Source organism: Streptomyces sp. NPDC002057 (assembly GCF_040296665.1).
Classification (GTDB): domain Bacteria; phylum Actinomycetota; class Actinomycetes; order Streptomycetales; family Streptomycetaceae; genus Streptomyces.
Genome location: NZ_JBEOXR010000050.1, coordinates 1 through 26,971, shown reverse-complemented (window position 1 = coordinate 26,971; position 26,971 = coordinate 1). Strand labels below are relative to the sequence as shown.

The window sequence follows — 26,971 nt, the reverse complement described above, 5'->3', positions numbered from 1 at the left end:
TCGTACCGGTGCCGCCGGATGCCTCGTACGGACAGACATGGAGGACCCAGATGCGTGACCACAACCGCCTGCTGCTGACGGCCGCCCGCCGGGGCGACGCCCACGACGTCCGTGCCGCCCTCGACGCGGGAGCCTCCGTGGAGGCCCGCGACGAGGAACTGCGCTCCCCGCTGCTGCTCGCCTCGCTCGGCGGTCACGTGGAGGCCGCCCGGGTCCTGGTCGCGGCCGGAGCCGACCCCGACGCCCAGGACCGCCGCCACGACAGCGCCTGGCTCGTCACCGGCGTGACCGGCAACGTCGAGATGATGCGTACCCTGCTGGCCGCGGGCCCCGACCTGACCCTGCGCAACCGCTTCGGTGGCATCTCGATCATCCCCGCGAGTGAGCGTGGCCATGTCGCGTACGTACGGGCGGTGCTTCGGGAGACCGACATCGACGTCGACCACGTCAACGACCTCGGCTGGACCGCCCTGTTGGAGGCCGTCATCCTCGGCGACGGAGGCCGGGCGCACCAAGAGGTCGTGGAACTGCTCCTCGCCGCCGGAGCCGACCCCCACCTCGCGGACACCGACGGTGCCACTCCCCTGCTGCACGCGGAGCGCCGCGGCTTCGACGCGATCGCGGCACTGCTCAGGGCCGTATGAGGAGCGGTGGGGGGTGAAGGGCGGGGAGTTCGGATCGTGCCCGGGGCGCCGGGCTCGGCGATACCGTGGTGGCACACGCCAGCGACACCCCCAGGGAGCCCCGGATGAGCCAGCAGCCGGCCACCGCGCCCGTGCCCGACCGTCAGCCCCTCGACGAGCACGGTGCCGCCTCCGTCCGCGCGTACGCCGCCGACCAGCGCGCGAAGGTCGACGTCCTCGCCTCGGTCCTGGAGGACATCGCCGCGCGCGGTTACCCGGCCGCGGAGTCCGGTGTGCTGTGGGAGGACGCCCGCGACGCCCATCTGGAGCGCCTCGCCGGAGAGCAGTCCCGTGTCGCCTGAGCACGGACCGCGGCGGTCCCAGGTCGTCCTGGTGGAGCCCGCCCTGAGCCAGCTCGCCAAGCTGACGGCCTCCGAGACGCACCGCCTGGACCGTGTCGTCGTCGCGATCAGCGTCAACCCGGAGCTCGGCACTCCGGTGCCGGACAGCCTGCTGCGCGACTACGTGGACGACGTCGACGGCGTACGGGTGATCTACTTCGTGACCGCCCTTCGCCAGATCACGATCGTGGCGTACGTCGAGGCCTGAGCAGCGTGTGGAGGCGCCCCGGATCCCGGTTGGGGTCCGGGGCGCGGTGCTGTCTTGGGCTGTCTCTTGGGCTGTGTGCGGCTGTGCGGCTGTGCGGCCGTCTGGCGTGCTGTGTTGCTGTGTGCGTGCCGCTATTGGGGTTGGGTGCGCGGGCCGGTGGGCGCGGGCTGGTGAGTGCTGTGGTGTCCGGTCAGGCGGACATGGCTGCGGGGCCGCGCTGCGAGCGGGTGGTCTTGGCGCCGGGGTGTCTGGGGGCGACCGTACGGGGGTCCACGGCTTCGCCGGGGGCGCCTTCCTGGTAGACGCCGTCGGGGTCGCTGTCCCGGTCGTGCGGCAGGAGGAAGAAGACCCTGCGCTTGTACAGGCCGCTGTCGGGGTCGGATTCGGCCGTGCTGCCGAGGAGGGCGTAGCCGACCATGCGGCCGTCGCGGAGGTAGGGCGGGCGGGTGTTGCGCCGCCTGGTCTTGTCGAGGGCCTGACGGACGTAGTCGAGACCGTCCGTGTTCTCCAGCCACACGATGTCCGCCTCGTGGATGAGATCGCTTTCGGTCAACAGCGAGCTCATGGCTGCAGCCCTTCCTTGGTCGTGTCCGCCTGGCCGGCTGAGGCCTGGCGCGGGGGGCGGGGGGTGCCCGCAGACGGTACCGGGCCCCGTGCCGGATTTTCATCGTACGGCCGCCCGTGGTGTAGCGCGCCGTCGCCGTGAGGTGTGGGGGGTGGGGCTGAGGGGGCCGGGTCGGGGGTGTCCGTGAGCAGCGCGAGGCCCGGGTAGTACTTGCGGCCGTTGGACTTGATCATGTCTGCGGGTGAGGCGAGGCCCGCCTCCTGCCGGACGCGCGTGGCGAAGGCGCGGGGAGTGGCGGGCCGGATTCCCTCGCCCGCGAGACACCAGGAGCTGTACTCGGCGTAGAGCAGGCCCTGTTCGACGCGGAGTTCGCCGGGGTCGTCGGCCCGGGTGCAGCATTCGGTGAGGAAGCGGCCGATGTGGTCCTCGGTGGTGGCGTACGCGCTGGTGGCGAGGCGTACGCGGCCGGGTCCTTCGAGGGAGTCGCGGGTGGCGAGGTAGCGGCCGGCTCCTTCGATGAGCCAGTGCAGGATGCCGGGGCCCTCGTCGCGGACGAGTTCGGAGGCGAGGTTGTCGATGCGCCGTCCCTCGGAGACGGTGCGGGTGAAGGGGATCAGGCGGATGCGGCGCCAGAAGGCGAAGCCTCCGGTGGTGACCTCGGGCCGGTGGTTGCCGAGGAGCCAGAGGTGGTGGGTGGGCGTGAAGGAGAAGTAGTCCTGCCTCATGCGACGGGCCTTGATCTTGTCCCCGCCGGTGAGCAGGCGGACGCGTGCCTCGTCGAACTTGTCGTTGGGCTTGAGTTCGGAGCAGACGATCAGGCGGCGGCCGTGGAGTTCCGTGAGCTCGGTGGAGTGCTCGCTGAAGGCTCCCCGGTCCATGAGGAAGCCGGGCGGGGCGGCGTCGGCGTAGTCCCCGAGGATCTGGATCATGGTGTCGAGCAGGACGCTCTTGCCGTTCTTGCCCTCTCCGTGGAGGAAGGGCAGCACCTGGGCCCCGACGTCTCCGGTGATGGAGTAGCCGAGGAGCAGGTGCAGGAAGTCGATCATCTCCTTGCCCTCGGCGTCGTCTCCGAAGGTGTCGGTGAGGAAGAGCTGCCAGCGGGGCGCGGGCATGGGCTGGGGGGCGACGCTGGTGGCCCGGGAGTGGAAGTCGCGCGCGGGGTCGGCCTTGTGCATCTGGCCGGTACGCAGGTCGACGACCCCGGCGGGGGTGCACAGGGCGTAGGGGTCGCCGTCGAGGGTGTCGGGGTCCACGGACATGTCGGGCGAGGCCTTCGCCTGGACGAGGAGGGCCTTCATGCCGGTGGTCGACAGGGTGCGCTTCTTGTGGTGGGCGATTTCCCTGTTGCTGTGGATGCCGCGCGGGTCGGTGTCGGCCATGTCCTCGGCCATCTCGCCCGCAGCCCAGAGGGCCGCCTTCTCTCCCCCGACCCGCTTCCAGCGGTAGCCGTCCCAGGAGTGCCAGCCCAGGCCCTCCACGTGCCGGAACTGGTCACGGTAGAGCTGGACGAACAGGCGTGCGTTGCCCCGGTCCGTGAGGGAGGGGGGCAGGAGGGTGGGGGTGTTCCAGGGGGCGGGGGTGTTGGGGGGTGGGGGCGTGGGGTGGGTTCCGTTGGGGGGTGGGGGCAGGGCTGAGCCGTGGCCTTGGGCTGGGGCCACGGCCGGGGCTTGGGCTTGGGCTTGGGCTGGGCCTTGGGTAATGGCTGGGGCTGGGCCTTGGGTCACCGCCGGGCTCTGGGCCGGCAGCGTCACCGCGGGGTCGTCCTGGGTGAACGCCAGCATCTGCTGAGCAGCGGCATCCGCGTCGAAGCGAGGCATGTCTTCGGCCCTGCTCATGATCGTCCTTCGGGGTGGAGCGGCCGCCTGGCACCAGCGGTCAGGCCGTCGTCGATGATCTGCGTGCTGCGGCGGGAGTTCCCGGGGCGGGCCTGGTCGGCTATCTCCTGGAGTTCGCTCCGTACCGTGTCGTTGTCGAGGTGGCCGGCTGCCACCAGGCCGCCTGCGGTGTAGGCGGCGCGGTTGAGCTTCTCGGTGAAGGACATCCCCTCCTGAGCGGCCGCGCAGTGGGCGACCTCGCTCAGCAGGGGGTCGAGGAGGCGGCGGGCGCCTGCGGCTCTCCGGCGGCGGCGTACCGGGGGCGCGGGCACGGTTCGGGTTGCGGCGGTGGGGTGGATCAGGTGTCCGGTCCGGATCAGCTCGGCCTTCAGCCAGTCCGGCAGCGGGGCCGGTAGACGGGTCGGTCCCTGGGCCTCGTAACGCCCTTCGGGGGTCCGGGTGGTGGGGACGACGATGTAGCCGCCCTCCGCTCGTACGTCGACCTGCCAGGCGAGGGCGACCTTGGGGCTTGAGCCCGTCGAGCAACGGTACTTCGCCGTCGGCTCGGGATTGCGGTACCAGACGTGGAGTCCGCCCGAGGGGGTCCGTACCCGCAGTGTGGTCGTGTCGTCGGCGGGGTTCGGCTGTCCCCGGTAGGCGGCGAGGAGCGCCAGGGTGTCGAAGCCCGAGGCCAGGCCGGCCAGGTCGACCGAGTCGTGGATGGGGATGCCCGGGAGCAGCCGGCTTCTGTCCGGTACTTCGGCGGTGTGCGCGTCGATGTCGATGACCACCAGGTCGGCCGGACCACAGGCGACGCCGATGCCCGCGGCCGGAGCGGCGGTCCACCAGGCGTCAATGAGGCGGGGTTCCGTGGTCGCCGCGTGGAAACCGTGGCAGGGCCTGCCCTCCGCCGGGCAGCGGCAGGTCTTCGGGTCGTGGCTCCGGGTACGGCACGCCTCGCAGTTGGCGGTCGGTGTCTTGCGTCCCGGAGTCAACGGATGGACCGGCCAGCCCTGCTCGGCGCACCAGCGCGCGACGGCGTGCGGAGTGCCACGCCTGGCCTGGGCAGGCCGAGGGGCTTCCGGGCTCCGCACGTGAACTGTCCTCATCCCTCAGGGTCGACGCCGGTCCCTGCGGGGCCCGCCAAGGGACCGAAGGGACTCTGATTCGGAAGTGTAGAACGGATCTCCCTCCGATCCCGCAGGAGCCACGCGCGCGGTGGCGCTGCATCAGCTTCTCGGTCCCTTGAGTCCCTTGCCGCTTTGAGAAGGCCTGGGCCTTTTCTCTTCTTTGGGACAGATGTCCTTCGCGGCCGGAGTGGGCGCTGGAGGGTGCCGGACTTCGGTCCCTGCCCGGGGGGGGCGTGGAGGGACCCAAACGGGAGGGACCGGCGGGAGGGTCCGGCCGAGGGTCTCAGGGACTGTCGGTCCCTGAGGTGTTTTGCCTGGTCACAGGCTTGTGAGCCCTGAATCAGGGACTGAAGGGACTCAACTCTCTAATTATGAGCTATCTAGACAGTATTTGTATGCGCGCGCGTACAAGAACACGTGAGTACAGCTCATAACTAGAGAGTTGAGTCCCTTCAGTCCCTCCACAGAGAGCAGAAACCGCTCTGACCAGGCAAAACACCCAGGGACTGAACGGAGGGACCGTTCAGGGACTTGAGGCCCTCGGACCCTGAGACCCTGCGTCCGCCCGGCTGGGGCTCAGGGACCGGACCCTCTGAGCCCCGGGGAGGGACCAGGGCGGAGGGACCGGGCACGGGCCAGGGCGTGGGTGGGGAGTCCGGGAAGTGCCCTAGGTTGGCTCGTGTGAGCGGGTGGGGGCGGCGATACCGGTACGTCGGGCCAGTTGAGCTGAGGGCCCTGGTCCGGCCGGGCAGTGGGGGCTTTCGGGTCGGCTCGGCGGCCGACTTCGAGGTCTGGGTTGCTGGGCGGTCCTCGCAGGAGTTGGCCGAGCCGTTCACCTTCGTCGTCTGCGCGGAGGGTGAGCTGTTGCTGGCTCCACGGAGGAGCGAGCACGTGGTGTGTGCCGGCGGCGGGCATGTGCTGAGCGCCGGGGAGATCGGCTTCAGTCGCGAAGGGGGCCGATGGACCGTGAGCGACGTCAGCAACCACTCCACCGGGTACTGCCCGGACGCCGGGTCCTGGGAGGCCGTGGACCTCGCCCTGGACCGTGCGGGACTCGGGCATCCGTCCGGCTTCACCCATGAGGTGGTCTTCCGGCGTTGCCCTGTCTGCCAGGAGCACAACGTCGTGCGCGAGGAGTGCTTCGTCTGCGTCTTCTGTGACAGTGATCTGCCCGAAGCGTGGAACGTGGATCCGGCGGTGTAACCGGAACCGCTGCCCTCGGTCATGGATCCGATCTCGGGGACCTGGGGTCGCCGGTCTGTGCCTTGTGGTCTGTGTTCTGAGGTCGGCAGAGGTAGAACAGTTCGGGGTCTCCCTCGTCGAGGCCGTGGAGAAGGCCGACCGGGCTCCATCCTGCTCGATGCAGCAGTCGCTGCATCGGCTGGTTGGAGACGTTGGTCGAGGTGAACAGTTTCGGGGTCGTGCACGAGGCGGCGACGTCGCCCAGCAACCGATGGCCGACGCCTCTGCCCCGGGCCGAGGGAGCAACCATCAGCATCGTGACGAATCCCTGCTCGAAGAAGGTGTACTCGACCACGCAGTAGCCGAGCAGGCCGGTCTCGTCCTCGGCCACGACCAGCAGGCCCTGCTCGCACCACCTGCGGATGCTCGCTCGTCGCCCGACGTCACCTGCGGCCGCGACGGAGTCGATGACGACCACCGCGTCGCACTCCGCCTCGCTCGCGCGGCGCACGACGAACTCGCACTCTCCTCCTGCGGCATCCATGAGCCCATGCTGTCAGTCCGCACCGGAACCCCGTCCCGCACCCGCTCCCCCACCGCGGACCCGGAGGTTAGAGTGCGCTGCCATGGACGCCGCTGATCTTGACCACCGAGCCCGGACCCTCTCGGGCTGCATCCCTCCGCTGGTGGTCTCCCGCCTCCTCGAACTGGGCCACGAACAGGTGGTGCGGCTTCAGGCCGATGGCGGGGAGTGGTTCTGCGCGCTGCAGTGGGCGCGGTTGCTCGGTGACCGGGGCCGGCAGGAGGAGTCCTTGGAGGTCCTCGCTCCGTACGTCGCCACGGGTTGGTGGACGGCTGTCCGCGCCGAGGTGGAGCTCCTGGAGGGCTGGGGGCGGGCGGAGGAGGCGATCGCGCTGGCCCGGCCGTATGCCAGGAGCGGAGGTTCCAGGCTGGAGTTGCTCGCGCGTCTGCTCGCCCGGCACGGACGCCGGGACGAGGCGGTCACGCGGCTGATCGCCGGAATCGAGGACCCGAGCCTGGCCTCCGCCCTGGTCGAGTTGGCCGAGGGGGCGGGCCGGGACGAGGAGATCGCCGTGCTGCTGGCCGTACGGATCCCCGCCGGGCACCGGTGTGAGGACCCGTGGTGCTGTCGGGGGCTCGACCCCGACACGGCCATCGGTCTGCTCGCCACGATCCGGGAGCGTCAGAGCCGTATCGACGAGGCGGTCGCTCTGCTGCGCTCCCGGCAGATCACCTCCGTCAACAACCGTGACGCGCTGGCGGATCTGCTGGCACGGCACGAGCGGATCGAGGAGCTGCGCGCCTACGCGACGACCGAGCCCAACGGGCTGGCCGCGCAGCGCCTCTCCGAGTTGCTGGAGGAGCGTGGTGACGTGGACGGTGCGATCGCCGCCTATCGGCCGCCGGACGACTCCCCCGCGTGCCGCGTCCACCTGGCGTCAGAACTGGCCCGTCTTCTGGCCCGGCACGGCCGGGGCGACGAGGCGATCGAGGTGATGCGGGCGCTCGCGGACTCGACCCGAGGCCCCGACGACTGGATCGTCGGCACGCTGTGCACCTTGTACGCCGACCACGGCCGCGCTGTTGACGGCTTGGCCTACCTCGACGCCCTCGGGACAAGCCGCCGAGGCACGGAGGAGTGGGAGTTCTTCAGGCTGCGGCTGCCGCTCATGGCTGTCCTGGGAAGGTTGGACGAAGCCGTTCGGCTGGCGCGCCGGCACCCTGAGGGCGACAGCTGGTACGCGGCCTGGGCTCTCTCCGATGTGCTCGCCGAGGCCGGCCGGACGGAGGAGGCCGTCGCCGTCCTCGAACCCCATGGGGCCGACCACCCCACCCTCCTGGCCGACCACCTCATCACCCTCGGCCGGATCGAGGAAGCCGTGGAGCTTCTCCAGCGGCGCGCAGGTGAGCCGTCCGTTCCGGTCTGGCCGTACGCCTCCCCCACGGTCGAAACCTCGATCTGACATCCTCAGCTCCGACCGACAGCAGAAATGGTCAAATTATAGCTAGATCGATCAAAAGTTGATTGCCTATACGATTTCAGGCCATGGCTGGCGCATTTCAACAGAACGGCAGAAATAGTGGCCGCCAGAATGGGGCCCTGGAGCGCCGTTCCGGAGCACCCTGGTGTGATCCGATGCGGGACGTCACGATCGGCCGCCAGTGGGCCGTACAGCGCTTTTCGAGCTGGCCGGGGTCGCTGTCAGTGGCTTCACGTACGGTCTGGGCATGGTTGATCAGCAGTGGGGAGGGGTCCGTCAGCGTGTGGTCGCGTTGGGCGCCCTGCCGTCGAGCGGCATGGTGTTCGGCTCGCTCGGGCACGGGTGGGTCCTGGAAGACCCTCTGACGGACGACGGGCTTGCCGAACTCGAAGCGCAGGTCGGCGTGGTGTTGCCGGAGGACTACCGCAGCTTCCTCACCTCCGTGGGGGCCGGTGGGGCGGGCCCCGCGTACGGCCTCTTCCCCGTTCGCCGCGTGCAAGGGCGCTGGCGTTGGGAGGGAGACGGCGCGGACCTGGCCGATCTGTCCATGCTCGCTCGGCCCTTTCCCGACCACGGCCCGGACCCCGATGACCTCGACGCGCTTCTCGCTGTTCGTCCTGAGGAAGAGGACTTCGACGAGGTCGAGGACTTCGACGAGGTCGAGGACTTCGACGAGGTCGAGGACTTCGACGACGCCTTCGAGGCATGGGACGAACGTTGGGGAGCCCTGATGTTCGCCCCCGAGCGCACCGCCGGAGCCATCGTGATCTCCCACCTCGGATGCGCACAGAGGGAGTGGCTGATCATCAGCGGTACCTACCGCGGCACCGTCTGGTCCGACTGTCGGGCGGACGACGCCGACCTCCGTCCGCTCCTCGATCCGGCTGGGAAGCCGGTCACGTTCACTCGCTGGTACATCGACTGGCTGCAGGAGGCGGAACTCGCTGCACACCCGCCCGCCTGATGCCGAGCACCGGCCCGGCTGACGCTGACCACCGGTCCGCCTGATGCTGAGAGCACCGGCCCGCCTGACGCTGACCACCGGCGTGGCACGGCGGTGGGTCGTCGACACGATGAGCGTGTGGTTGGGCGCAGGGGCCGACTATCCGGTCGCTCGGGCCGAGCGGGGTTGCGCGTGCAAGGCAGGCAGCCGGGCGGCGTCTTCGGCTCCGGCCAGGCTTTCGCCCAGGCTCAGCAGCGAGAGGAGCCGCACCGGCCGGCCCGCTGTGGCGGCGGCTTCCAGTTTGTGGTGGCCGTCGAGGAGGAAGTGGGTCAGACCCCAGTGCGCGAAGTAGTCGTCTCCACGGTCGATGGCAGGCCGGCACACGTCCAGCGTGGAGATCGCCACAGCCGTGGGGACGGATTCCCGCTCCATGAGCGCGACGTACTCTTCGACGCGCTCCCGCTCGTTCCACGTCGGGGGCACCATGGGCACGACGAACTCGTAGAGGTGGGCGTCCTTGTCGACCGCGGTCTCGAAGGTCCGGTAGTACGGGGTGTGCGGGTATTCGGGAAGGCCCCAGAACTGATCGATTCCCCACGTCGTCACCTGTTCGCCGCTGAAGTAGTCGCCCTCCTTGCCGGGGATGACCAGCCGGGGTTCCACCTCCAGGAGCAGCGGAAGGTACGCGCCTTCCGGCAGCAACGCACCGAACGCATCGATCACGCCGCCGTCGTCCGGTTCGGCCAGCGCTCCGGTGAGCCGTTCCTGCATGCGCTCCAGCGACAGCTTCTCGCGGGCGGTCTCCAGCCGGCGGAACAGGAGCGGGCACGTTCCGCAGGAGAAGCTGAGCTCGAAGGCAGGCTCGTCGTCGACCATGAGCAAGCGGCGCCGCGGCCCGCCGCCGAGCTTCTGCAGTTCCGTATCGAAGCGCAACCGTGCCTCGGCGGAAGGGACACCGAGACTGCGGGGGCCGCCCGTTTTGATCATCATGAACCGACCGTATGGGACGGCGTGGCTCAGCTCCACCGACTACTGAGCGCGCTTGTCTGGCCGGACAGGCCGACCAGAACGCCAAGGCCGCCCAGCACGCCTCCTACCGGGCGCTCCTAGCCCCAGTCCTGCAGTTGCTGGAGCAGGTCGGCGTTGCCCTCGATCCGCAGTGAGTCGGCCGGGATGCGCATGTACATGAGCAGGGCCATCTCGCTCGCCGTTCCGTAGATGGCGGCGGTGGGCTTGCTGCCGGTGGCCTCCGCCGCGGTGAGGCGGGTGAAGCGGGAACCGGCGGCGTCCACCGTCTGGCGCCAGGAGCCGGCCTCGGCTGCGTGGTAGTCCATGGTGGCGGGCTCACCCGGCCACGGGACCGTGCCGGTGCAGACGGTGGCGAGGAACTCCTCGATGGCGTCGCCCGCCTCGGTCGCCGGCAGCTCCTGCGGTGTACCGGAGGCCAGCTGGGCGTCGTAGGTGTGGATCAGCGATTCCGGGACGCGGCGGCGGGCCACGGCGGCCACCGTGTGCGACGAGGCCAGCGGCTCCCACCAGGCCCAGCAGCCCCGGTCCGGGCCGGCCTCGCGCAGAGCGGCGAGCAGCTGCTCCGTAGAGTCGGCCAGCCAGGTTATGAGCTCCTCGCGCTCCCTGGGCGCCGCCAGGCCGTCCTTGCTCGGCCGTTCGTCGCCCGGCGCGGTGTTCAGCACGATGGAGGCCCAGAAGCGGTCCCCCTCACTGAGGTGGTTCGCCAGGTCGTACAGCGTCCAGCCCGGGCAGGACGGGACGGCGGCGTCGAGGCTGGGGGCCGCGGCGACGGCGGCGCGGAACGCGGCGGAACGCTCGTCAATCATCCGCAGCAGGGTGGGGAAGGAGAGATGATCAGTCACGCAGACCTTGTACCACCCGGGCCGCGGCTGTCGCACTCGATTAAGACCGTCCAGCACGTCTACCGATGGGCGCTCCAAGTCACGGTGAACCGGGTCTGGGAGACTGCGCGTCCGTAAGAAGCCGAACTGTCAGATGTACGGTCGCGGCGGCCTCGACCCGCTACGGAAACGGGGCCCACTCCCCCGCCGGGCCTTCGGCGCCCGGCGGTGACCGTCGCCGCCCAGCCAGACCTCTCTGACCCTGCAGGGACGGCGGGTGGTGGGCCGAGGCCGACACGTCGGTGTCCGCCGACGCGCGTCAGGGACACCGATCCGTGGGTGTACGGCCCGGTGGGGTTCAGGATGCTGCGGCGGCCTTCTGGATGCGGAGGACGAAGACCTGCGCCAGGGAGTGGGCCGTGGCGGGGTCCAGGGAGCTGCCGTCCCCTTCCAACGTCACCTCGGCGACGACCGTGCCCGGGCACAGGGTGAGGAAGAGCCCGTCCGCTCCCCCGACGTTGCGGTAGTAGGCGTGGCTCTCGGCGCCGGGCACCGGGGGGGTACCTGCGCCTTGGTGTACTTGGCCGACCAGTCCTTCTCCTTGCGGCAGGCATCCTGGGCGGCCTTCCTGTCCGCGAAGGCCGTGATGGCGAAGTGCGCCTCCTCGCCGGCTGCCTCGAAGTTCGCAGCACCGCGCGCGATTCTGGCGCACTCCCAGTCGGTGTCCGGACCGCACCGCTCCGCGGACCCGGGCTCCTCCTCGATGCGTGCGCTGGCGTCCTGCGGGGTCCACCCAGCCATCGATGCCGGGTCGGGAAGCGCCTGCTTGAACCTCTCCTCGGTCTTGAAGACGGTGTCGAAGTCCGCCAGCGTCACCAGCGCACCACTGCACGCGAACCGTTTCGAGACCTCAAAACCGCACTCCCCGTTGTCCATTGCTCGCCAGACCACTGGTGCGGAGGTCTGGGCGCTCCAAAAGATGATCTTGGCCGTCGTGTCCGTGGGGATCAAACACACGTACTCCCCCACCGCTGCTGCCCACATCCGGTGAACGAGCGACGCCCCGCCATCTACGCTCGCCGCCATGACGTCACACGATGCGACCGCAGGCTCCCGGATCACTCCTAGTTGTGCCGGGGTGGTGATCCGGCAGGAGACCACTGACGATCACCGGGACGTGCGCGAGGTTCATACGCGCGCCTTCGGCGACGGCGACCGGGTTCCCGGTCTCGTGGAGGCACTGCGCGTGGCGGAGGCCGCTTGGGCGCCGATGTCCTTCGTCGCCGTCGTGGACGACCGGGTCGTCGGGCATGTCCTGCTGAGCGCGACGCGGTTGGACGCTCCGCGCCGGATCGTGGACGTCCTGTCCCTGTCACCTCTGGGCGTGGTCCCGGAGTTCCAGGGTCAGGGCATCGGTACGCGGCTCCTCGCCCACGCCCTGGAGGCGGCCGACCGCCAGGGCGTGCCGTTGGTGTTCCTGGAGGGTTCGCCGCACTACTACGGCACGCGCGGATTCGAGGCCGCAGGCGCGGTGGGCTTCCGTTCGCCGTCGCTGCGTATCCCCGAAGCCGCTTTTCAGGTCGCCCGGTTGTCCGCTCACGAGCCGTGGATGACGGGCACCTTCGTCTACTCCGAGGCCTTCTGGGCCTTTGACTGCGTCGGCCTGCGCGACCCCGAGGACTGAGGGGCTACGGGAGTCGATCGGGCCCTCCGGCGAATCGGGCCCTCCGGCGAAGCCGAAGGCGCGCGCCTCGCCTCGCGTCACCGTTGCCTTGTTCCAGTCCGGTCGGCGGTCTTCCCCTCCGGCTCTTCCGCGCGGTTCGGTCCTTGTCGCCTTCGGGGTACGCGTAAGGGCCGGCCTCCTTCTCGGAGGCCGGCCCTTACGACGGCGCTGCTACGGCTTGTTGAGCACGTCCGAGATCGTTCGGACGATCAGGGCGAGGTCGTGGCGGTCCTTCGGCCGAAGGCCGCGGCCCAGGTCCTCGGCCACTTCGTCGACGCCCGAGGCGAGCTGGAAGTAGCGCTGCAGCATGGCGCTCCGCTGGTCGGCGTCCAGGTTCTCGCGCGCGAAGTCCATGAGCGCCCTGCCGTCGCTGCGCAGCGCGGGCAGGGCTTCGTCGGAGGCCTGCGCCGACCGCGGATCGGGCACGGCCACCACGCCGGGGTTCATAACCGGGTTATGAACCCCGGAGGGCGACGAGGGCTGCCCTGCGTCCTGATCGTCGGAGGACGTCTTCATAACCGGGTTATGAAGACCGCCGCTCCGGCCGGTGGAAGACGGGTCCGTGTCCGGTCGGATCTTCCTGGCCTGCTTCTGCGCCTCCTTGGCCACCGATTCCTGCGCCTTGATCTCGGCGAGGCGGGACTCCTGGTCCTCGGGCTTCTTGTTCCCGACCCGGCGCAGGTGCTTGGCCTGCTCCGTTCCCTCCTTCAGCCGCTGTTGGAGTTCGGGCGTGAGGTTCAGGAGCGCGAGGCGCTGGGAGACCCAGGCCTGCGTCCGGTGGAGCCGCTCGGCCAGCTTCTCCTGTGTGCCGTGCAGCTTGAGAAGCTTCTGGAGTGCCTTGGCCTCGTCCAGGGGGTCCAGGTCCCTGCGGTGGATGTTGGCGACGAGTGCGGATTCGAGGACGCCGTCGGGGTCGGCTCCGAGCTCGTCGTCGACCATGACCTTGAGGGTGCCGAGGCCTGCTTCACGGGACGCCGCGAGACGGGAGTTGCCGTCGATGACGACGTACTGCGTGTCGGGCTCCAGATCCGCTTCGCGGCCGGGGTTGGCCTGGAGGTAGGCGAAGCGGGTCATGATGCTGATGGCCGTCTTCTGCCCGTGGTCCCGGAGGCTGTTGGCCAGGTCGGCCAGGTCGCCGAGTTCGCTCCGGGGGTTGTCCGGGTTCAGGCTGACGACGTGGACGGGCAGCTCGGTCGGCGCGGCGACACCATCGGTGGGCGCGCTGGTCGCCTGGTCGATGGCGGCGCGACGGGCGCTGACGGGCCGGGCGCGTTGGAAGGAGCTGCTCGCGCCGAGGAGGTCGGCCTTGCTCATGAGATCTCCCTGGCGAGTGCGCGCATGCCGACGGCCTGGTCGCAGCGCGGGGCGTAGGCGAGGAGCGGCCTCTTCATGCGTACGGCCTCCTTCTGTTCCTTCAGGTCGCCGATGACTCCGACCACGCGGGGATCCTTTATGTCGATCCAGCCCTGCAGCGACGACGTGGCGATGAAGCCGCGGCGGGCGTCGTACTGGTTGACGACGATGCCGAGGTAGTCGAGGTCGAGGGCCATGTCGGTGCGGAGGTCCTCCAGCTGGGAGGTGAGGAGGTCGTAGGCGTCGGCGGAGCTGTCCTCGGCCTGGACGATGACGAGGATGCCGGAGCTGCCGGGCTCCTCGCCGTCCCGCCGGCGCCCGTAGTGGGCGGCGGCGTCCATGCTCAGGCCGAGGCTCGGCGGGCAGTCCACGACGATCACGTCGTAGTCGCCCTCGACGGCGTTGAGGGCGCGCTCCAGAGCTGCCTCCCTGGCTCGTACGCCGGACAGCTTCACGTCAAGGAGGAACGCGTCCGTACAGGCCGGAAGCAGGTGCAGCCGGTCGCCGAACCGCTCGTCGTCGACCTGCACGATGAGGTCCCGGAGCTGGCCCTTGGCCTCGCCGGACATGTGCTTGGTCAGGCTGTCGCCCTCGATCGGCAGCGACGTGTGACCGAGCTGGCTGGTCATGTGCCCCTGCGGGTCGAAGTCGACCAGCAGCACGCGCAGTCCGAGGCCGGGGAGCTCCTCGTGGTCGAAGGCGTCCGTCGTCTCCTCGATGAGGGCGGCCAGGTGCTTGGAGATGCGGACCATGTGCAGCTGGTCGGAGTCCTCCGCCATCGCCTCGCCGAGACCGGCGGCCACGGCGGTCTTGCCGACGCCGCCCTTCTGGTTGCAGACGATGATGCGTCGGACGTACCGGGGCCGGAGCACGGCGGGTGCCGGGTTCTTCTCCAGCCAGAGCGCGACCGACTGCGAGAGGCCTTGGACGATGGAGACGCCCCGGGCGCCGCAGTCGGCGCGGAAGCCGTCCCACTGGCCTTCCGGAAGGAAGGTGGAGAAGGACTTCGCTCCTGCCGTGTCGATCGGGGGGAGATTGGATCCCAGCCCCCGCCAGGCGGTGATGCCGGCTTCGACGGCGTGCTGGATGCCGATGCCGTACTGAGCGCTTCGAACCTTCAGGTCGCGTTGCAGCTCGGCCGGGAGCTTCGAGACGACCTTCTCGCGGTCGCCAGGTGAGGGCTGAGTCATGGACGACACCTTACTAACCTTGAAGATCGATTCAAGCATCGACACGGTAGGTTCACAGCCGAATGTCACCTGCGCTCTTCATAACCCGGTTATGAAGCCGTAGTTGAGCCCTGGCCCGGGACGGGCTCCCTTCAGGGGCGCGATGCGTCGCGAGGGCCTGAACTTGCGCGTGGGGTGTGGGCTTCATAACCCGGTTATGAAGCTGAGCCGGGTGCCCCGCCCCGAGCGGCGGTCATAACCCGGTTATGGAGGCGGGCCGGTCGACCGTCCGGGGCGCTGGTCATAACCCGGTTATGGAGGCGGGCCTGGCGGCGGCTCGGGGTAGCCGTCATAACCCGGTTATGGAGCTGAGCCACGCCCCCGCCCCGAGCGGCGGTCATAACCGGGTTATGGAGTCGGGCCGGTCGACCGTCCGGCGGCCTCGGTCATAACCCGGTTATGAAGCCGGAGCTGACGAGGGGTTGGGGGTGGGGTGCCGGTCACAACCGGGTTGTGGAGCCGGGCCGGGCCTCCGCCCCGAGCGGCGGTCATAACCGGGTTATGAAGCCGGACCTCACGACGGCCCGGGTGCGCCCGTCATAACCCGGTTATGAAGCCGGACCTCACGACGGCCCGGGTGCGCTCCTCATAACCCGGTTATGAGGCCGGACCTGATGGGGCCGTCCCGGGCGGGCCGCAATCGGCACGCTGCCGCTCCTGCCGCTTGAGGCGGGGGAGTGGGCTCAGTCCTTTCCTGTCGGCTCCAGGCGCTCGGTCGGTCCGGCGAAGGCCAGGTGGAGGGAGCGGGAGTCGAGAAGCCAGTGGCCTTCGACCTTGAGGAAGGTGTCCTCGTAGTGACCGACCTGCGTCGGAGCCCGTGGGGGTGCGAAGCCGCCGACGTGTCCGTCGACACGGTAGGTCGTGAAGTAGGTGGTCGCGGTGGCTGTCGCCTCGGAGGTGACAGTGACCAGGATATTCGTGCATATCCGGCGCGAGAGCCGGTCCTCGGGCCGGCCTGCGAAGTACGACCGGAGGGCGTCACGGCCTTCGATCCGGCGGTCGCCTTCGGTCCACTCCCAGACCCCGTCATCCGTGAACAGCTCGGCCACGGAGCCGGGGTCACCGAGGTCGAGCCTGTGGACGAACTCGGTGACGAGACGCTCACAAGCCCGCTCGGCGAGCAGGCGCTCCATGGGATCCAGCGCTTCGGTAGTCATCCGCATGTCCTATCAGGACCTCGTGGAGTCACCGCGGTTCCTGGTCCCGGAGATCATCGAGGCGCTCGATGTCGTCGTGGAGCGACTCCCGCTCCTCGGGGGTGAGGGGGAGTGCGGCGGCCGTGTCGAGAGCGGTCGCCGCCGTCGTGCTGTCCCCGAGGCGACCGGAGACGTCCGCTCGCAGGACCAGGAGGCGGAACAGCTGCACGGGCGTGGGCCGTTCGTCGTCCAGGCGGAGCACGCGGTCGATGATCTTCGCGGCCCCCGCCGGGTCGTCCTTGGAGTCCGCGAAGAGGGATGCCATGTGGAGGGCCCGGGCGAAGGTCTCCTGGGGAGCGGGCCGGTGGCGCTGGTCCTCGCTCGTCGGCTGTCCGACACGGATGCAGTTGCCGCCCGGGTCGGTCATGAGGAACTGCCGCACGCCGTACGACATGTTCTTCAGCGGCCCGATGCGCGGGAGGCCCCGGGTCGGGATCCTCCCGTAGGCCGCCTTGAGACCGGCCCGGAAGGCCTCGTGGAGCCCGTCGACGTCGTCGGTCAGGACGTAGCAGGTACTGACGGACGAGGTCGGCTCGTACTGCTTCATCCCGAAGAACTGGAGCTGGATGCCGCCTCGTTCCACGACGGCGTACGGGTTGGGACTCTGTTGGCGAAAGGTCACCTCGAACCCGAGAGCGATGTAGAAGTCGAGCACGGGCGGGATGGTCCGGCACGGCAGGATCGGAATGGTCTTCTCACTCATCCCGTCAGTCTAGTCAAACTTGATTAGTGTGGGGGAGAGGTGAGGGGAGGGGAGAGGGCGGGTGGGGGAGGGGCAGGGTGGAGGGAGAAGTGTGGCTTGAGGTGCGGGGCGATCCGACCGCCGCCCCGCCATCCGCCGGACGGCCTCCATCCGCCGTACGGCCGTCGGCCGATGGAGGCCAGGAGGCGCCCCGTCGGGGCGCGGCTGCTCCGGGAGCGATGCGCGCTTCGCTACCGTCGGCCGCAGCAGGGGGGGCGACCGCAGCGACAGCGAGGCTCCCATGCCGGACGAGAGAGAGCCGGACCCCTTCGGGGGCGGTCACCTGGACATCCCCCACTTCGACGCCGACCACATCGACGCCGGTCACGCGACCTGCTCGGCCACCACGACATCGCGCATTTCGACCTCCACGACGACGTCCACGCGGACGAGCACGACGACGAGCCCCACAGCGACGAACCGGCCCACGACGACCACGCGGACTCGCCTCCGCACGACGACGCCCACTACGACGACTACCCCGACACCGGGTACGCCGACCACAACCACGACGACACCGACGTCGGCTTCGACCTCCTGGACCGCTTCGAAGCGGTGATCAACCGCTTCGAGCAGGTCATGCGCCTGCGCGAGCAGGGGATCCTGAGGCTGATCGACGAGCGTACGCGCGCCATCTCCACCGAGTCCTCCCGGCTCTTCGGCGAGATCACCGAACGTCTCTCCGCCATCGACGGCGAGGTCTCGGTGCTGCGCCGGCAGAGCGGTGAGCAGCCCGGTCGGGAGGGCAAGGGATGACCGTCGAACTCCGGCCCTTCGGTGTCCGCTGCAACCTGCAGTGCCAGTACTGCTACCAGAACCCCCAGCGCGATGTGGACAACATCGCGCAGAAGTACGACATGGAGGCCATGAGCAGAGGGTCGCCGGGGCGCGCGGTCTGGGTGCGTTCGCTGGTACGGGGACCTCGCCGCCGAACCCGTACCCGGCCCGGCATGAGCGCTCGGGCCGGGTCCCGTTCCCGGTGGGTGTTCCCTACTCCGGCCCGATCGGGGGCAGCGGTTCGCGGGCCGCGTGCCAGGTGGGCGGGAGGGCGGTGACGCCCGTGCGAGCGCCGATCACCCCGCCCACGACGGCGCAGGTGGTGTCGATGTCGCCGCGCCCGGCGACGGTGACCCACAGGCCCTCCTCCAGGTCGTCGAGGTGCCCCGCCGCGCACCACAGCGCGTAGGGGACGGTGTCGGGCCCGGACATCCGGTACCCCGAGCCCAGGACCTCCGCGGCGTGCCGTACCGAGGTGTGCGCCGGCATCCGGGCCGCGATCCGCACTCCGGACCGGACGTCGCCGTCGGGGAGGAGCTCGGCGACCGCCCGGAGGAAGTCCGGACGCGTCGGCGCGGGCCCGCCCCGGCTGCGCGTCGCCAGCGCCGCGGCGAGGGCCACGGCGACCGCCCCGGCTATCGCCTCAGGGTGGTGGTGCGAGACCGCGCCCTGGAGGGCGGCCTGCTCGGCGACCGCGTCGAGGTCGGCGGCGAGCCAGGCACCGAGCGGGGCCGCGCGCATGGCTGCGCCGTTGCCCCACGAGCCCTGGCCCTCGAACTGTCCGGCGACCACGTCCCGCCAGGGCTCGCCCGCGCCGATCCGACGGAGCACGTCGTGCATCGAGGCTCCGTAACCGCGGTGCGTGTCCTCGGCGTAGGCCTCAGCGAAGCGCCGGGCGAGACGGTCCTGGTCGACGGTGCCGCCGCCTTCGGCGAGTTCCCGGACGAGCACCAGCGCCTGGGCGGTGTCGTCGCTCCACTGCCACAGCGGCTCCGGAGGCGGGGTCCGTGCCTCCAGGGCCGCCGAACCGTTCCGGCGCAGGATGCCGAACCAACGGTCGCCGAAGGCGTCACCGAAGGACAGCCCGTACAACGAATCCAGTGCGGTGGCGGGGACGTCGATCATGGGAGCAGTGTGCCAAGGCGACGGTGCGCCCCGCACTCCCCTTTCGGCGGGGGCCTGTGACGAACCTTCAGGTCGGCCAGCCGACCCGGCCGCCCTCCACCCTGAGCACGTCCGGAACCTCGGCTTCGTGGAACCTCAGGAATCCGATCCCGACCGCGCCGTCCCCGGCCGCATGCGTGTCATGAGCCCTCGCCGCGAGCCAGCTGAGCAGCTCGCCGATCCGGTCGAACTCGTCCGGGTGGACCTCCTGTCGGGACGTCAGTGACCAGCCCCCGCGCGGCAGGTCCGCGCGGTCGGCCAGGGCCGAGCAGAGCGCACCGCCCACCCGCGCCGCCGCGCCCCGTCCGGCCAGCAGGGGACGGGGATCGTCCTCGATCACCGGAGTCCCGTCGTCGTCCACCACCACGACCGGGAACTGGGTGACGAGGGACAGGGGGTGCTCCGGTGGGGGGCCGATCCCCAGGTGCCAGCTCAGCTCGACCAGCTCCGTCTCGGAGATCTCGTCCCGCAGGTCGACAGCGATCGTCAGCTCATGGAGGTCACTCATCCGGTGAACCCTATGGCCCGGCACCGACCGGTCGACCGCCGAGGGATCGGCCACCGGCCGATCCGCTCTCAGGACGGCGCTCCGTAGCGGGTGGCCAGTGTGGCCGCGCGCCGGTGCAGGGAGTCGCGCAACCACTGCGGGGACAGGGCTTCCGCGTGCGGGCCGAGGTGCCACAGCGCCCACTCGGCGTGTCGCGCGTCCTGGAAGGTCACCTGCAGTCGCAGCCGGCCGCCCCCGTTGGTCACGTAGGACCTGTTCGACCCCCCGTGGGACCCGTCGGACCCGTCGGACCCGTAGGTCTCGTTGGCTCCGCCGGTCCCGCCGGTCCCGTCTGTCTCCTCTGTCTCCTCTGCCTCCTCGGTCAGGACGGCCAGTGCGGTGCCCACCAGGTCCGCCCTTCGTGCCGGGTCCATCCGTACCAGCACGGTGACTTGGTCGCCGCCGGTCCGGAACTGCCTGCTGCGTTCCTGCCAGGCCCGGTCCAGATCGACGCGCTCCGGGCGCTGTGCCGGTTCGGGGAGTTCCTCCGCGGCCAGGACACGGGACAGCCGGTACGTACGGTCCGCGCCCGACCTCGTGGCCAGCAGGTAGCCCTGGTCCCGCACGGTGACGAGCCCGATCGGGTCCACCGTGCGCCACTTCGGGGCCTGGTCCACGGCCTCGTAGTGGATGCGCAGCTGGTGTCCGGCGAACACCGCGCGCCGGATCTCCGTCATCACGGCGTCCGGCACCTCCTCGGTGACCAGCCGGCGCGCGAGGACGTCGGTCTCCGGGTCGATGAGCAGGCGCTGCGTCGCGCCGGCCGCGGTGGCCCGGTAGCTCTCGGGCAGCGCGTCGACCACCTTGCGCATGGCCGAGGCGAGTGCCGGGCCGAGGCCGAACGTCTGGGCGCCGCGCCGCGATCCGGCGATCAGAAGAGCGAGCGCCTCGTCGTGGTTGAGTCCGGTGAGCTCGGTCCGGAAGCCGGGCAACAGCTCGAAACCGCCGTGCCGACCGCGCTCGGCGTAGACCGGGACACCGGCCGCGGAGAGCGCGTCGATGTCCCGCAGCACGGTGCGGGTGGACACCTCCAGCTCACTGGCCAGCGTCGTCGCGGACAGTCGGCCGTGCTGCCGCAGCAGCAGGACCAGCGAGACCAACCGATCGGCGCGCACCCGAAAACGCTACCTGAATACGTGACACTCGATGTCGTGATTCGTTGGGAGGCTTCATTTCAGCACGAGACAGACCGAACGCTCACGAGAGGTGCTCCACATGGCACACGCCCTGGTCAATCCGGACGGTCTGCACGACCCGGTCCCGTTCGGCTACAGCCACACCGCCGCCGTTCCCGCGGGGACGGAACTGGTGTTTGTCGCGGGGCAGTACGGATCGGGCCCGGACGGCGCGGTCGTCTCGGCCGACTTCGCCGAGCAGGTGAGGCAGGCGTTCCGCAACGTGGGCACCGCCCTCGCCGCCCATGGCCTCGACCTCAGCCACGTCGTCCAGCTCAGGACGTACGTGGTGAACCACGACGTCAGCAAGCTGGGGCCGATCGCCGGGGCCGTGGGGGAGGCGTGGGGTTCGAAGCCGCCCACGCAGACCCTCATCGGTGTCGCGAGCCTGGCCGCGCCCGACGTGCTGTTCGAGGTCGAGGCGGTCGCTGCTCGGGCCTGAGCCGTCGGCGGCCTCAGAGCGTGGGGCCCTCGGTGGCGGCCAGCATGTTCTCGATGAGGGCGGCGGCGCGCGGGGTGCCGCCCTCGGCCCGGGCGGCGGCCCGCAACTGCTGGGACCGGTCGACGCGTTCCGGATCAGTGACCAGGTCGTTCAGCGCCGCGCGAAGGGTCTCCGCGGTGGCGTCAGCGGTGTCCACACGGCGGGCGACGCCCAGTTCCACGAGCCGGTCGGCGTTCATGAACTGCTCGGCTCCCTGCGGCACGACGATCATGGGGACGCCGGCGAGAAGCCCTTCGCCGCAGCCGCCCATGCCGGCGTGGGTGACGAAGGCGGCGGCCTGTTCCAGGATCGCCCGCTGCGGGACCCAGGGATGCACATCGACGTTGGGCGGGATGCTGCCGAGCTCCCCGGGGTCGGTGTGCTTGCCGATCTGGAGTACGACGTGCCAGCCGGGCAGGTCGCCGAAGGCCGCGACGCACTGGCGGTAGAACGCGGGCCGGCGCGTGTACGCAGAGCCGAGCGAGACCAGCAGCACCTGGTCCGCGGACGCCGGGCGGGTCCAGCCGTCCGTGTCCGCTCGGGTGTCGAAGCAGGGGCCGACGAAGGTCACCGTGTCGGTGTCGACTCGGTCGGCGTGCGGCTGCATCGCTCGCGGGATCAGGGCGAGCGCCCGGGCGGGCGGTCCGGAGAACGCGTCCACGTCCGTGGTGGTCGCACCGCAGTCGGCGAGCCACCGTGCGAACCTGTCCCGGTACGCGTCGGCGCCCGGCAGCTTCCGCAGAGGCGCCGCGACCTCCTCCTGGTAGCCGTCCCAGCCGACGAACGTCGGGGACAGCTGCACGAGGGGACGGCCCTGCCCTTCGGCGAGGGCGCGCGCGGCATAGGCGCCGATGTCGTAGAGGTACAGGTCGGCCGGATCGTCGTCGTAGGCGGCGCGCAGTTGCGGGAGCGCCTGGACGGCGTCGTCGAGGAAGAGGCTCGCCGCGGCGATGGGATCGGCTGGCCAGTCGTTGTCCGCGACGGGCAGCGTGGAGGTGCAGGGCACCAGCTCCGCGCCGGCGGACTCGATCAGGTCGGCAACGAACGGGTCGTTGGCGTAGGTGACCCGGTGCCCGCGGGCCACCAGCTCGCGGATGAGCGCGAGGCTGGGCAGGACATGGCTGACGATGGGGACGCCGACCATGGCGACATGGGCGCGGCGGCGGGCCATGGGCGATCACTCGTTTCTGGCGCGGGGCGGGTGCGGGCGGTGTGGTGAGGGCGCGGTGTCAGGGCTGGTCGATCCGCGCGGCGGCCTCCTCCAGATCGGCGACGGTCCCCGACATGATCGTCCGTACGTGCCGGGTGATGTGCTGCACGGGCCAGTCCCACCACGCCACGGCGAGGAGCCGGGCGATGTCCGCGGCGTCGTAGCGGGTGCGGATGAGGCGGGCGGGGTTGCCGCCGACGATGCCGTAGTCGGGGACGTCGCCCGTGACCACGGCGCCGGCGGCGACGATCGCGCCGTGACCGATGCGTACACCGGGCATGACCGTGGCGCCGTGGCCGAACCACACGTCGTTGCCGACGACCGTGTCGCCCCGGCCGGGCAGGTCGGTGATCAGGTCGAAGTGCTCCGCCCAGGAGCCCCCCATGGTGGGGAACGGGAAGGTGGAAGGACCGTCCATGCGGTGGTTGGCGCCGTTCATGAGGAACCGGGTGCCCGTCCCCAGCGCGCAGTACCTGCCGATGACGAGCCGCTCGGGACCGTAGTGGTACAGGACGTTGCGCGTCTCGAACGCGGTCGGGTCGTCCGGATCGTCGTAGTAGGTGAAGTCACCGACCTCGATCAGCGGCGACTTCACCAGCTGCTTGAGCAGAACCACGCGCGGGTGCTCGGGCATCGGGTGGAGCACGGTGGGGTCAGCGGGAACGGGCGTCATCGTGGAGGCGGTTCCTCTCCGGTGGACTTCGGCGACAACTGTCGCGTTAAGATGCTGGCACAGCCCCGCCGCCCTGATCAACCGGATACCGAGTGCCGATGACAGACCCACTGGACACGACGTCGGACCGCCGTCCGGGCGGTCGCACCGCCCGCGTCCGCGCCCAGGTCCTCGACGCGGTGCGCGCCGAGCTCGCTGAAGGCGGTCACGAAGGACTCACGATGGAGGGGGTCGCGACGCGGGCCGGAGTGCACCGCGCCACGGTCTACCGGCGCTGGCGGGATGTCGGCGGCCTGCTCGTCGACGTCATCGACGCCGCCGGCGAGACCGACTGGCAGCCGCCGGACACCGGCTCGCTGCGCGGCGATCTGACGGCCCTCAACGAGGAGATCCAGGAATCCCTGGTCGTACAGCCGTCGTTCGCCGTCGCCCTGATGGCCGCCTCGTTCCACTCCGAACAGGCCGCGCGGGCCCAGACGCGGTTGTGGGCGGACCGGTACGGCCAGTGCGAGATCCTCGTCGAGCGCGCCATCGAGCGCGGCGGTGAGCTCCCCGCACGGCACACCGACGCGCGGAGCCTGCTGATCGCCGCCACGGCGCCGCTCTACCACCAGCTGGTGCTCCTGCGCGGCGACCCGGACCCGCGACTCCCGGAACGGGCCGCGGAGGCGGCAGTCCTGGCGGCCGCCGCGGGTGCCTTCTCCGTCCGTCGGTAGGGGAGCGGGGCCCGGCCGGTCTCCGGGCACACGTCCGCCTTCTCCGTCCGTCGGTAGGGGAGCGGGGCCCGGCCGGTCTCCGGGCAACGTCCAGGGTCGCCGGCCCTCGCGCGGGTCGGGCCCCGCGCACCGCACGGCGCTCCCGTGCGGTCGTGGGGCGGGCGGGCTGGAGTACGGGGGTGTTCCGGCCGATCTCCCAGATATGGCTTCCGACGACACCGCCCCCTTCGCCCGGCCCCCCGGTCCTCCTGCCGATCCTCCCGGCGGACCTCCCGCCGACCCTCCCGGGGAGCCTGCTCCCGGTCCTGCCGCCGCGTCCGAACGGCATGCCTCCTGGCTGGAGTTGTTCTTCGACCTGATCGCCGTCGCCGGAGTCGCCCAGCTGGCGCATCTGCTGCACGGCACCCCGGGCGCGGCCGACCTCGGTTTCTACTGCCTCCTGTACCTGGCGTTCTGGACCGCGTGGATGTGCTTCACGACGTACGGCAACGTCGCCGCCGACAAGGTGCACACCCGCACCGTGCTGATCGGCATGTTCGGGCTCGCCGTCATGGCCGCGGCCGTTCCCGAGATCCGCTCGGACCACGCGCGGGCCTTCGCCCTCGCCTACGTGCTCGTACGGCTCCTGGCCTCGCGCGTCTGGCAGCGGCGCGGGGAGGTCGTCGCGGACTGGCCGGTCGCGCAGCTGACGGTCGGGGTCGTCCCGTGGATCGTGTCCGTGTGGGCCGAGGCGCCGACGCGCTACTGGCTGTGGGCGGCCGGCCTCGCCCTCGACCTGGGGCTCACGTTCGCCCTGTCCCGCAACCGCGTCCTGGCCCACGCCCGGGAGGAGTGGGAGGGGCACGCCGCCCACCGCGAACGTGCCGCCCGCCCCGCGCCGGTGGCCGCCCGCTTCGACGCCCGGCACCTCGACGAGCGGCTCGGGCTGTTCACCCTGATCGTGATCGGCGAGAGCGTCGCGCTGGGGGTGGAGGCCTCTTCCGAAGCCGAGTGGACCTCCCGACTCGGCACCTTGGCGGTGGGCTCCTTCGTCCTTCTGCTCGCGCTGTGGGCGCTCGCGGTGCGCCGCTCGTGCGGGGTGCCGTTGCTCGGCTTCGGCGTGCTCGCCCCGCGTTTCGCGCTGCCGCTGCACTGTGTCGCGACGGGTGCGCTCGCCGCCCTCGCGGCCTCCCTCGGTGGGGCGGTGGAGCACGTCGACGGGCATCTGCCGCTCGGGATGCGCTGGCTCATGTGCGGCAGCATCGCCGTGTTCCTCTCCGTCGGCCTTCTGGCGGGAGTGGTCTCGGGCCGGGACGCCCGCTGGGTCCTGGTGGTCGGCGTGCCCGTGGTCGTCGCGCCCCTTCTGCTGGGCGCCTTCGCCGGTCGCGGATTCCCGGCCGCACTGGTGTGGGCCCTGGTGCTCGTGGCCCGCTGGCCCTGGCTGTACGAGAAGCTGGCGGGGCGCCGCGGCACCGCGGGTGTCCGGGGGTAGGCCCTCGGTGGGCGGTGCAGGCGTGAGCTGCGAGCGGTGGGGGTGTGGGCCGCTGGTCGGGGCGGGCGGGCGATGTGTCCGGGGGCGGATGGATCATCATGGAGGGATGCCTGAGAACCCATTCTCCGCAGCACCGACCGTAGTTCGTCTGCCTCGGTACACGAGGGCCGAGCAGGACGAGATCCTCGGCGCCGGCGACGACCCCTTCGGTGTCGCCTCGACCGGCCTGACCTGGCTGCCCAAGGAAGAACACTTCGGTGTCAGAGACGGCGACCGGCTCGTGGCCCACGCCGGCCTCCTGCGGCTGCCCGTGGCGATCGGCGGTGCCGAGACGGAGGTGGTGGGTGTCGGCGGAGTGGCCGTCGCACCCGACATGCAGGGTCGGGGGCTGGCGCGGCTCGTCGTCGCGGCGGCGCTCGACCACGCGCGCACGCTGGGTCCTCGGCACGCGCTCCTGTTCTGCCGGCCTCCCCTCGTGCCGCTCTACCAGCGCCTGGGATGGCACCCGCTCGACCAGGACGTCCTCGTCGAACAACCCGGGGCCCGCTGGGTGACCATGCCCCTGCGGACCATGGTGACGCCCCTGCGCGACGACGCGCACTGGCCTGAGGAGCCCGTACGGCTCCTCTCACTCCCCATGTGAGTCGACTTCGCGCACCGCGGCGGCGACGGCCCGGAAGTCCTTGCGCAGGATCTTGGAGTGGTTGCTCGGGACCTTCGCGCTGACCCGGATGTTCGGGTTGCGGGCGAGCACCGGGTCGAGGCCGGCGCGGATCCTCTCCATCAGGACCGGGTCGCCGCCCAGGTTGCCGCCGGTGGCGAGCACGTACCGGGTCGGCACGGTCAGGCGGTCGAAGACCGGATTGAGGGCGGCGGGTGCGCAGAGTTCGTTGATCTCGATGTTGATCTCGGCGTGCTGCGCGGCGCTCATGCGCGCGGCCATGCCGAGCGGGCGGGCGAGGGGGAACAAGGGGCTCAGCCGGCGGAACAGCTTGCGGACCTGTTCCCGGCCGGCGTCGTCGAGCCACTCGTGCGCCATGGCACCGTCGACGGAGACCACCCCCAGGGCGCGCTCCGGGTTCCGGGCGGCCCAGTGGACGGCGAGCATGGCGCCGTACGACCAGCCCACCAGGATCGGCCGGTCCACGCCCCTGGCGGTCAGGACGGCATCGAGGTCGCGCAGGCACGCCTCGAACGAGTAGTCCGTGGAGCGCTCGGACCTGCCGCGGGCGCGCTCGTCGTAGGTGATGTGCCGGTAGTCGCCGCCGAGTTCGGCTATCGCGTGCCGCCAGTGGGACTGGTCGGCGTAGGAGCCGTTGAGGTAGACGACGGGGCGGCCGGCCCCGCCGGTGTCGGTCACCGCCAGCGCGGTGTCCTCGATGGGCACCATGCCGGTCCAGGCGGCGGACCGCTTGCTGGTCGCGGCGGACTGGTTGCTGGTCATGGTGGTTGCTCCTCGGTGCGGGTCGGGTTCTGCGGGGTCGGTGGGGGTGGGGGTGGGGTGGGGTGGGTCAGAGGCTGCGGGCGGTGATGTCGCCGTAGGCGGTGGTGGCGTGGATGGTGAGGGGGGCGTCGGCGCCTTCGGTGTTGTTGAGGGAGTTGTGGACGCGGCCGTGGGTGGTGCCGGCGTCGAGGGTGGCGGAGACTCCGCGGGCGGCGCCGATGGTGATGGTTCCGGCGAGGGTGTGGAGGGTGACGGGGCCGGTGTGGGCCTGGGTGACGTGGAGGTCGCCCTTCTGGGTGGTGAGGGTGGCGGGGCCGCCGAGGCGGCCGATGTGGATGTCGCCGGCCTGGA

The 26,971-nt window shown here is 70.8% G+C and carries 29 protein-coding genes and 1 pseudogene; 12 read left to right on the top strand and 18 right to left on the bottom strand.

The genetic code is table 11. From position 1 onward, the window contains the following. Nucleotides 1-50 precede the first annotated feature (50 nt). The 3 genes from ABT129_RS29825 (at nucleotide 51) to ABT129_RS29815 (ending at nucleotide 1,232) form a co-directional block, all read left to right on the top strand. The gene (locus ABT129_RS29825; protein ID WP_351907785.1) at nucleotides 51-644 is read left to right on the top strand and encodes an ankyrin repeat domain-containing protein; all 594 of its coding nucleotides are present in this window, start codon (nucleotides 51-53) and stop codon (nucleotides 642-644) included. Between the two features lie 104 nt (nucleotides 645-748). Then, nucleotides 749-985: a hypothetical protein gene (locus tag ABT129_RS29820; RefSeq protein ID WP_351907784.1), complete on the top strand. Its 237-nt coding sequence runs from the start codon at nucleotides 749-751 to the stop codon at nucleotides 983-985. Continuing rightward, nucleotides 975-1,232, top strand: a complete 258-nt coding sequence (locus tag ABT129_RS29815; protein WP_351907782.1) for a hypothetical protein — start codon at nucleotides 975-977, stop codon at nucleotides 1,230-1,232. Before ABT129_RS29820 ends, ABT129_RS29815 begins: the two co-directional genes overlap by 11 nt. 190 nt (nucleotides 1,233-1,422) lie before the next feature. Here the strand turns inward: ABT129_RS29815 and ABT129_RS29810 are convergent, their stop codons facing one another. Genes ABT129_RS29810 through ABT129_RS29800 form a run of 3 tightly spaced genes read right to left on the bottom strand, consistent with a single transcriptional unit; the run spans nucleotide 1,423 to nucleotide 4,606 of the window. Further along, nucleotides 1,423-1,797: a DUF6009 family protein gene (locus ABT129_RS29810; protein ID WP_351907780.1), complete on the bottom strand. Its 375-nt coding sequence runs from the start codon at nucleotides 1,795-1,797 to the stop codon at nucleotides 1,423-1,425. Next, nucleotides 1,794-3,632 (bottom strand): DNA primase family protein, encoded by a 1,839-nt coding sequence (locus tag ABT129_RS29805; protein ID WP_351907778.1) that lies wholly within the window; start codon nucleotides 3,630-3,632, stop codon nucleotides 1,794-1,796. Before ABT129_RS29805 ends, ABT129_RS29810 begins: the two co-directional genes overlap by 4 nt. Beyond that, a complete protein-coding gene (locus ABT129_RS29800; RefSeq protein ID WP_351907776.1) occupies nucleotides 3,629-4,606 on the bottom strand; it encodes a bifunctional DNA primase/polymerase in 978 nt (325 codons plus the stop codon). The genes ABT129_RS29805 and ABT129_RS29800 overlap by 4 nt, the downstream gene beginning before the upstream one ends. Before the next feature lie 861 nt (nucleotides 4,607-5,467). Here ABT129_RS29800 and ABT129_RS29795 point away from each other — a divergent pair. Beyond that, complete coding sequence (locus tag ABT129_RS29795) at nucleotides 5,468-5,944, top strand: hypothetical protein (protein ID WP_502981958.1); 477 nt, start codon at nucleotides 5,468-5,470, stop codon at nucleotides 5,942-5,944. Between the two features lie 19 nt (nucleotides 5,945-5,963). Here ABT129_RS29795 and ABT129_RS29790 read toward each other — a convergent pair whose 3' ends face one another. Continuing rightward, complete coding sequence (locus tag ABT129_RS29790) at nucleotides 5,964-6,467, bottom strand: GNAT family N-acetyltransferase (RefSeq protein ID WP_351907772.1); 504 nt, start codon at nucleotides 6,465-6,467, stop codon at nucleotides 5,964-5,966. A gap of 82 nt (nucleotides 6,468-6,549) precedes the next feature. On the opposite strand from ABT129_RS29790, the gene ABT129_RS29785 reads away from it, so the two are divergent. Further along, nucleotides 6,550-7,908 carry a tetratricopeptide repeat protein gene (locus ABT129_RS29785; RefSeq protein ID WP_351907770.1) on the top strand — a complete coding sequence of 453 codons (1,359 nt, stop codon included), beginning with the start codon at nucleotides 6,550-6,552 and terminating at the stop codon, nucleotides 7,906-7,908. A gap of 265 nt (nucleotides 7,909-8,173) precedes the next feature. After that, the gene (locus ABT129_RS29780) at nucleotides 8,174-8,890 is read left to right on the top strand and encodes an SMI1/KNR4 family protein (RefSeq protein WP_351907856.1); all 717 of its coding nucleotides are present in this window, start codon (nucleotides 8,174-8,176) and stop codon (nucleotides 8,888-8,890) included. Nucleotides 8,891-9,028: 138 nt separating this feature from the next. On the opposite strand, the gene ABT129_RS29775 is transcribed toward ABT129_RS29780, so the two are convergent. The 3 genes from ABT129_RS29775 to ABT129_RS29765 all read right to left on the bottom strand — a co-directional run bounded on the left by ABT129_RS29775 (nucleotide 9,029) and on the right by ABT129_RS29765 (nucleotide 11,805). Next, nucleotides 9,029-9,859: a hypothetical protein gene (locus ABT129_RS29775; protein ID WP_351907769.1), complete on the bottom strand. Its 831-nt coding sequence runs from the start codon at nucleotides 9,857-9,859 to the stop codon at nucleotides 9,029-9,031. A 116-nt stretch (nucleotides 9,860-9,975) separates the two neighbouring features. Next, the gene (locus ABT129_RS29770; protein ID WP_351907767.1) at nucleotides 9,976-10,740 is read right to left on the bottom strand and encodes a maleylpyruvate isomerase family mycothiol-dependent enzyme; all 765 of its coding nucleotides are present in this window, start codon (nucleotides 10,738-10,740) and stop codon (nucleotides 9,976-9,978) included. Between the two features lie 435 nt (nucleotides 10,741-11,175). Further along, nucleotides 11,176-11,805: a hypothetical protein gene (locus tag ABT129_RS29765; RefSeq protein WP_351907765.1), complete on the bottom strand. Its 630-nt coding sequence runs from the start codon at nucleotides 11,803-11,805 to the stop codon at nucleotides 11,176-11,178. Between ABT129_RS29765 and ABT129_RS29760 the strand changes: the two genes are divergently transcribed. Continuing rightward, nucleotides 11,804-12,403: a GNAT family N-acetyltransferase gene (locus tag ABT129_RS29760; protein WP_502981956.1), complete on the top strand. Its 600-nt coding sequence runs from the start codon at nucleotides 11,804-11,806 to the stop codon at nucleotides 12,401-12,403. The genes ABT129_RS29765 and ABT129_RS29760 overlap by 2 nt on opposite strands. A 210-nt stretch (nucleotides 12,404-12,613) precedes the next feature. On the opposite strand, the gene ABT129_RS29755 is transcribed toward ABT129_RS29760, so the two are convergent. The 4 genes from ABT129_RS29755 to ABT129_RS29740 form a co-directional block, all read right to left on the bottom strand. Beyond that, nucleotides 12,614-13,756: a ParB/RepB/Spo0J family partition protein gene (locus tag ABT129_RS29755; protein WP_351907763.1), complete on the bottom strand. Its 1,143-nt coding sequence runs from the start codon at nucleotides 13,754-13,756 to the stop codon at nucleotides 12,614-12,616. After that, nucleotides 13,753-14,985: a ParA family protein gene (locus tag ABT129_RS29750; protein ID WP_351907761.1), complete on the bottom strand. Its 1,233-nt coding sequence runs from the start codon at nucleotides 14,983-14,985 to the stop codon at nucleotides 13,753-13,755. Before ABT129_RS29750 ends, ABT129_RS29755 begins: the two co-directional genes overlap by 4 nt. 722 nt (nucleotides 14,986-15,707) lie before the next feature. Then, complete coding sequence (locus ABT129_RS29745) at nucleotides 15,708-16,181, bottom strand: nuclear transport factor 2 family protein (RefSeq protein ID WP_351907760.1); 474 nt, start codon at nucleotides 16,179-16,181, stop codon at nucleotides 15,708-15,710. A gap of 28 nt (nucleotides 16,182-16,209) precedes the next feature. Next, on the bottom strand, nucleotides 16,210-16,923 hold the full coding sequence (locus tag ABT129_RS29740; protein ID WP_351907758.1) for a bleomycin resistance protein: 714 nt from the start codon (nucleotides 16,921-16,923) through the stop codon (nucleotides 16,210-16,212). A 171-nt stretch (nucleotides 16,924-17,094) separates the two neighbouring features. On the opposite strand from ABT129_RS29740, the gene ABT129_RS29735 reads away from it, so the two are divergent. After that, the gene (locus ABT129_RS29735) at nucleotides 17,095-17,718 is read left to right on the top strand and encodes a hypothetical protein (RefSeq protein WP_351907756.1); all 624 of its coding nucleotides are present in this window, start codon (nucleotides 17,095-17,097) and stop codon (nucleotides 17,716-17,718) included. 234 nt (nucleotides 17,719-17,952) lie between these two features. Here ABT129_RS29735 and ABT129_RS29730 read toward each other — a convergent pair whose 3' ends face one another. From ABT129_RS29730 to ABT129_RS29720, 3 genes are all read right to left on the bottom strand, one after another. Next, the gene (locus tag ABT129_RS29730; protein ID WP_351907754.1) at nucleotides 17,953-18,864 is read right to left on the bottom strand and encodes an ADP-ribosylglycohydrolase family protein; all 912 of its coding nucleotides are present in this window, start codon (nucleotides 18,862-18,864) and stop codon (nucleotides 17,953-17,955) included. Nucleotides 18,865-18,931: 67 nt separating this feature from the next. Then, the gene (locus ABT129_RS29725) at nucleotides 18,932-19,411 is read right to left on the bottom strand and encodes a hypothetical protein (RefSeq protein WP_351907752.1); all 480 of its coding nucleotides are present in this window, start codon (nucleotides 19,409-19,411) and stop codon (nucleotides 18,932-18,934) included. Between the two features lie 68 nt (nucleotides 19,412-19,479). Beyond that, nucleotides 19,480-20,565, bottom strand: a complete 1,086-nt coding sequence (locus tag ABT129_RS29720) for a helix-turn-helix transcriptional regulator (RefSeq protein ID WP_351907750.1) — start codon at nucleotides 20,563-20,565, stop codon at nucleotides 19,480-19,482. 100 nt (nucleotides 20,566-20,665) lie between these two features. On the opposite strand from ABT129_RS29720, the gene ABT129_RS29715 reads away from it, so the two are divergent. After that, nucleotides 20,666-21,067 (top strand): RidA family protein, encoded by a 402-nt coding sequence (locus ABT129_RS29715; RefSeq protein WP_351907748.1) that lies wholly within the window; start codon nucleotides 20,666-20,668, stop codon nucleotides 21,065-21,067. Nucleotides 21,068-21,080: 13 nt separating this feature from the next. Here ABT129_RS29715 and ABT129_RS29710 read toward each other — a convergent pair whose 3' ends face one another. Together ABT129_RS29710 and ABT129_RS29705 are read right to left on the bottom strand one after the other, a co-directional pair. After that, entirely contained in the window at nucleotides 21,081-22,277 is a 1,197-nt protein-coding gene (locus ABT129_RS29710; RefSeq protein ID WP_351907746.1) for a macrolide family glycosyltransferase, read from the bottom strand. Between the two features lie 58 nt (nucleotides 22,278-22,335). Further along, the gene (locus ABT129_RS29705) at nucleotides 22,336-22,989 is read right to left on the bottom strand and encodes a CatB-related O-acetyltransferase (protein ID WP_351907744.1); all 654 of its coding nucleotides are present in this window, start codon (nucleotides 22,987-22,989) and stop codon (nucleotides 22,336-22,338) included. Between the two features lie 98 nt (nucleotides 22,990-23,087). Here ABT129_RS29705 and ABT129_RS29700 point away from each other — a divergent pair, with 98 nt between their 5' ends. The 3 genes from ABT129_RS29700 (at nucleotide 23,088) to ABT129_RS29690 (ending at nucleotide 25,819) form a co-directional block, all read left to right on the top strand. After that, nucleotides 23,088-23,705, top strand: a complete 618-nt coding sequence (locus tag ABT129_RS29700) for a TetR/AcrR family transcriptional regulator (RefSeq protein ID WP_351907742.1) — start codon at nucleotides 23,088-23,090, stop codon at nucleotides 23,703-23,705. A 202-nt stretch (nucleotides 23,706-23,907) separates the two neighbouring features. Further along, entirely contained in the window at nucleotides 23,908-25,176 is a 1,269-nt protein-coding gene (locus tag ABT129_RS29695; protein ID WP_351907740.1) for a low temperature requirement protein A, read from the top strand. A gap of 106 nt (nucleotides 25,177-25,282) precedes the next feature. Continuing rightward, nucleotides 25,283-25,819: a GNAT family N-acetyltransferase gene (locus ABT129_RS29690; protein ID WP_351907738.1), complete on the top strand. Its 537-nt coding sequence runs from the start codon at nucleotides 25,283-25,285 to the stop codon at nucleotides 25,817-25,819. Here the strand turns inward: ABT129_RS29690 and ABT129_RS29685 are convergent. Then, entirely contained in the window at nucleotides 25,805-26,620 is an 816-nt protein-coding gene (locus ABT129_RS29685; RefSeq protein WP_351907736.1) for an alpha/beta fold hydrolase, read from the bottom strand. The two genes, ABT129_RS29690 and ABT129_RS29685, sit on opposite strands and share 15 nt — an antisense overlap. A 67-nt stretch (nucleotides 26,621-26,687) precedes the next feature. Then, a pseudogene (locus ABT129_RS29680) lies at nucleotides 26,688-26,971 on the bottom strand (DUF4097 family beta strand repeat-containing protein); the annotation flags it as partial.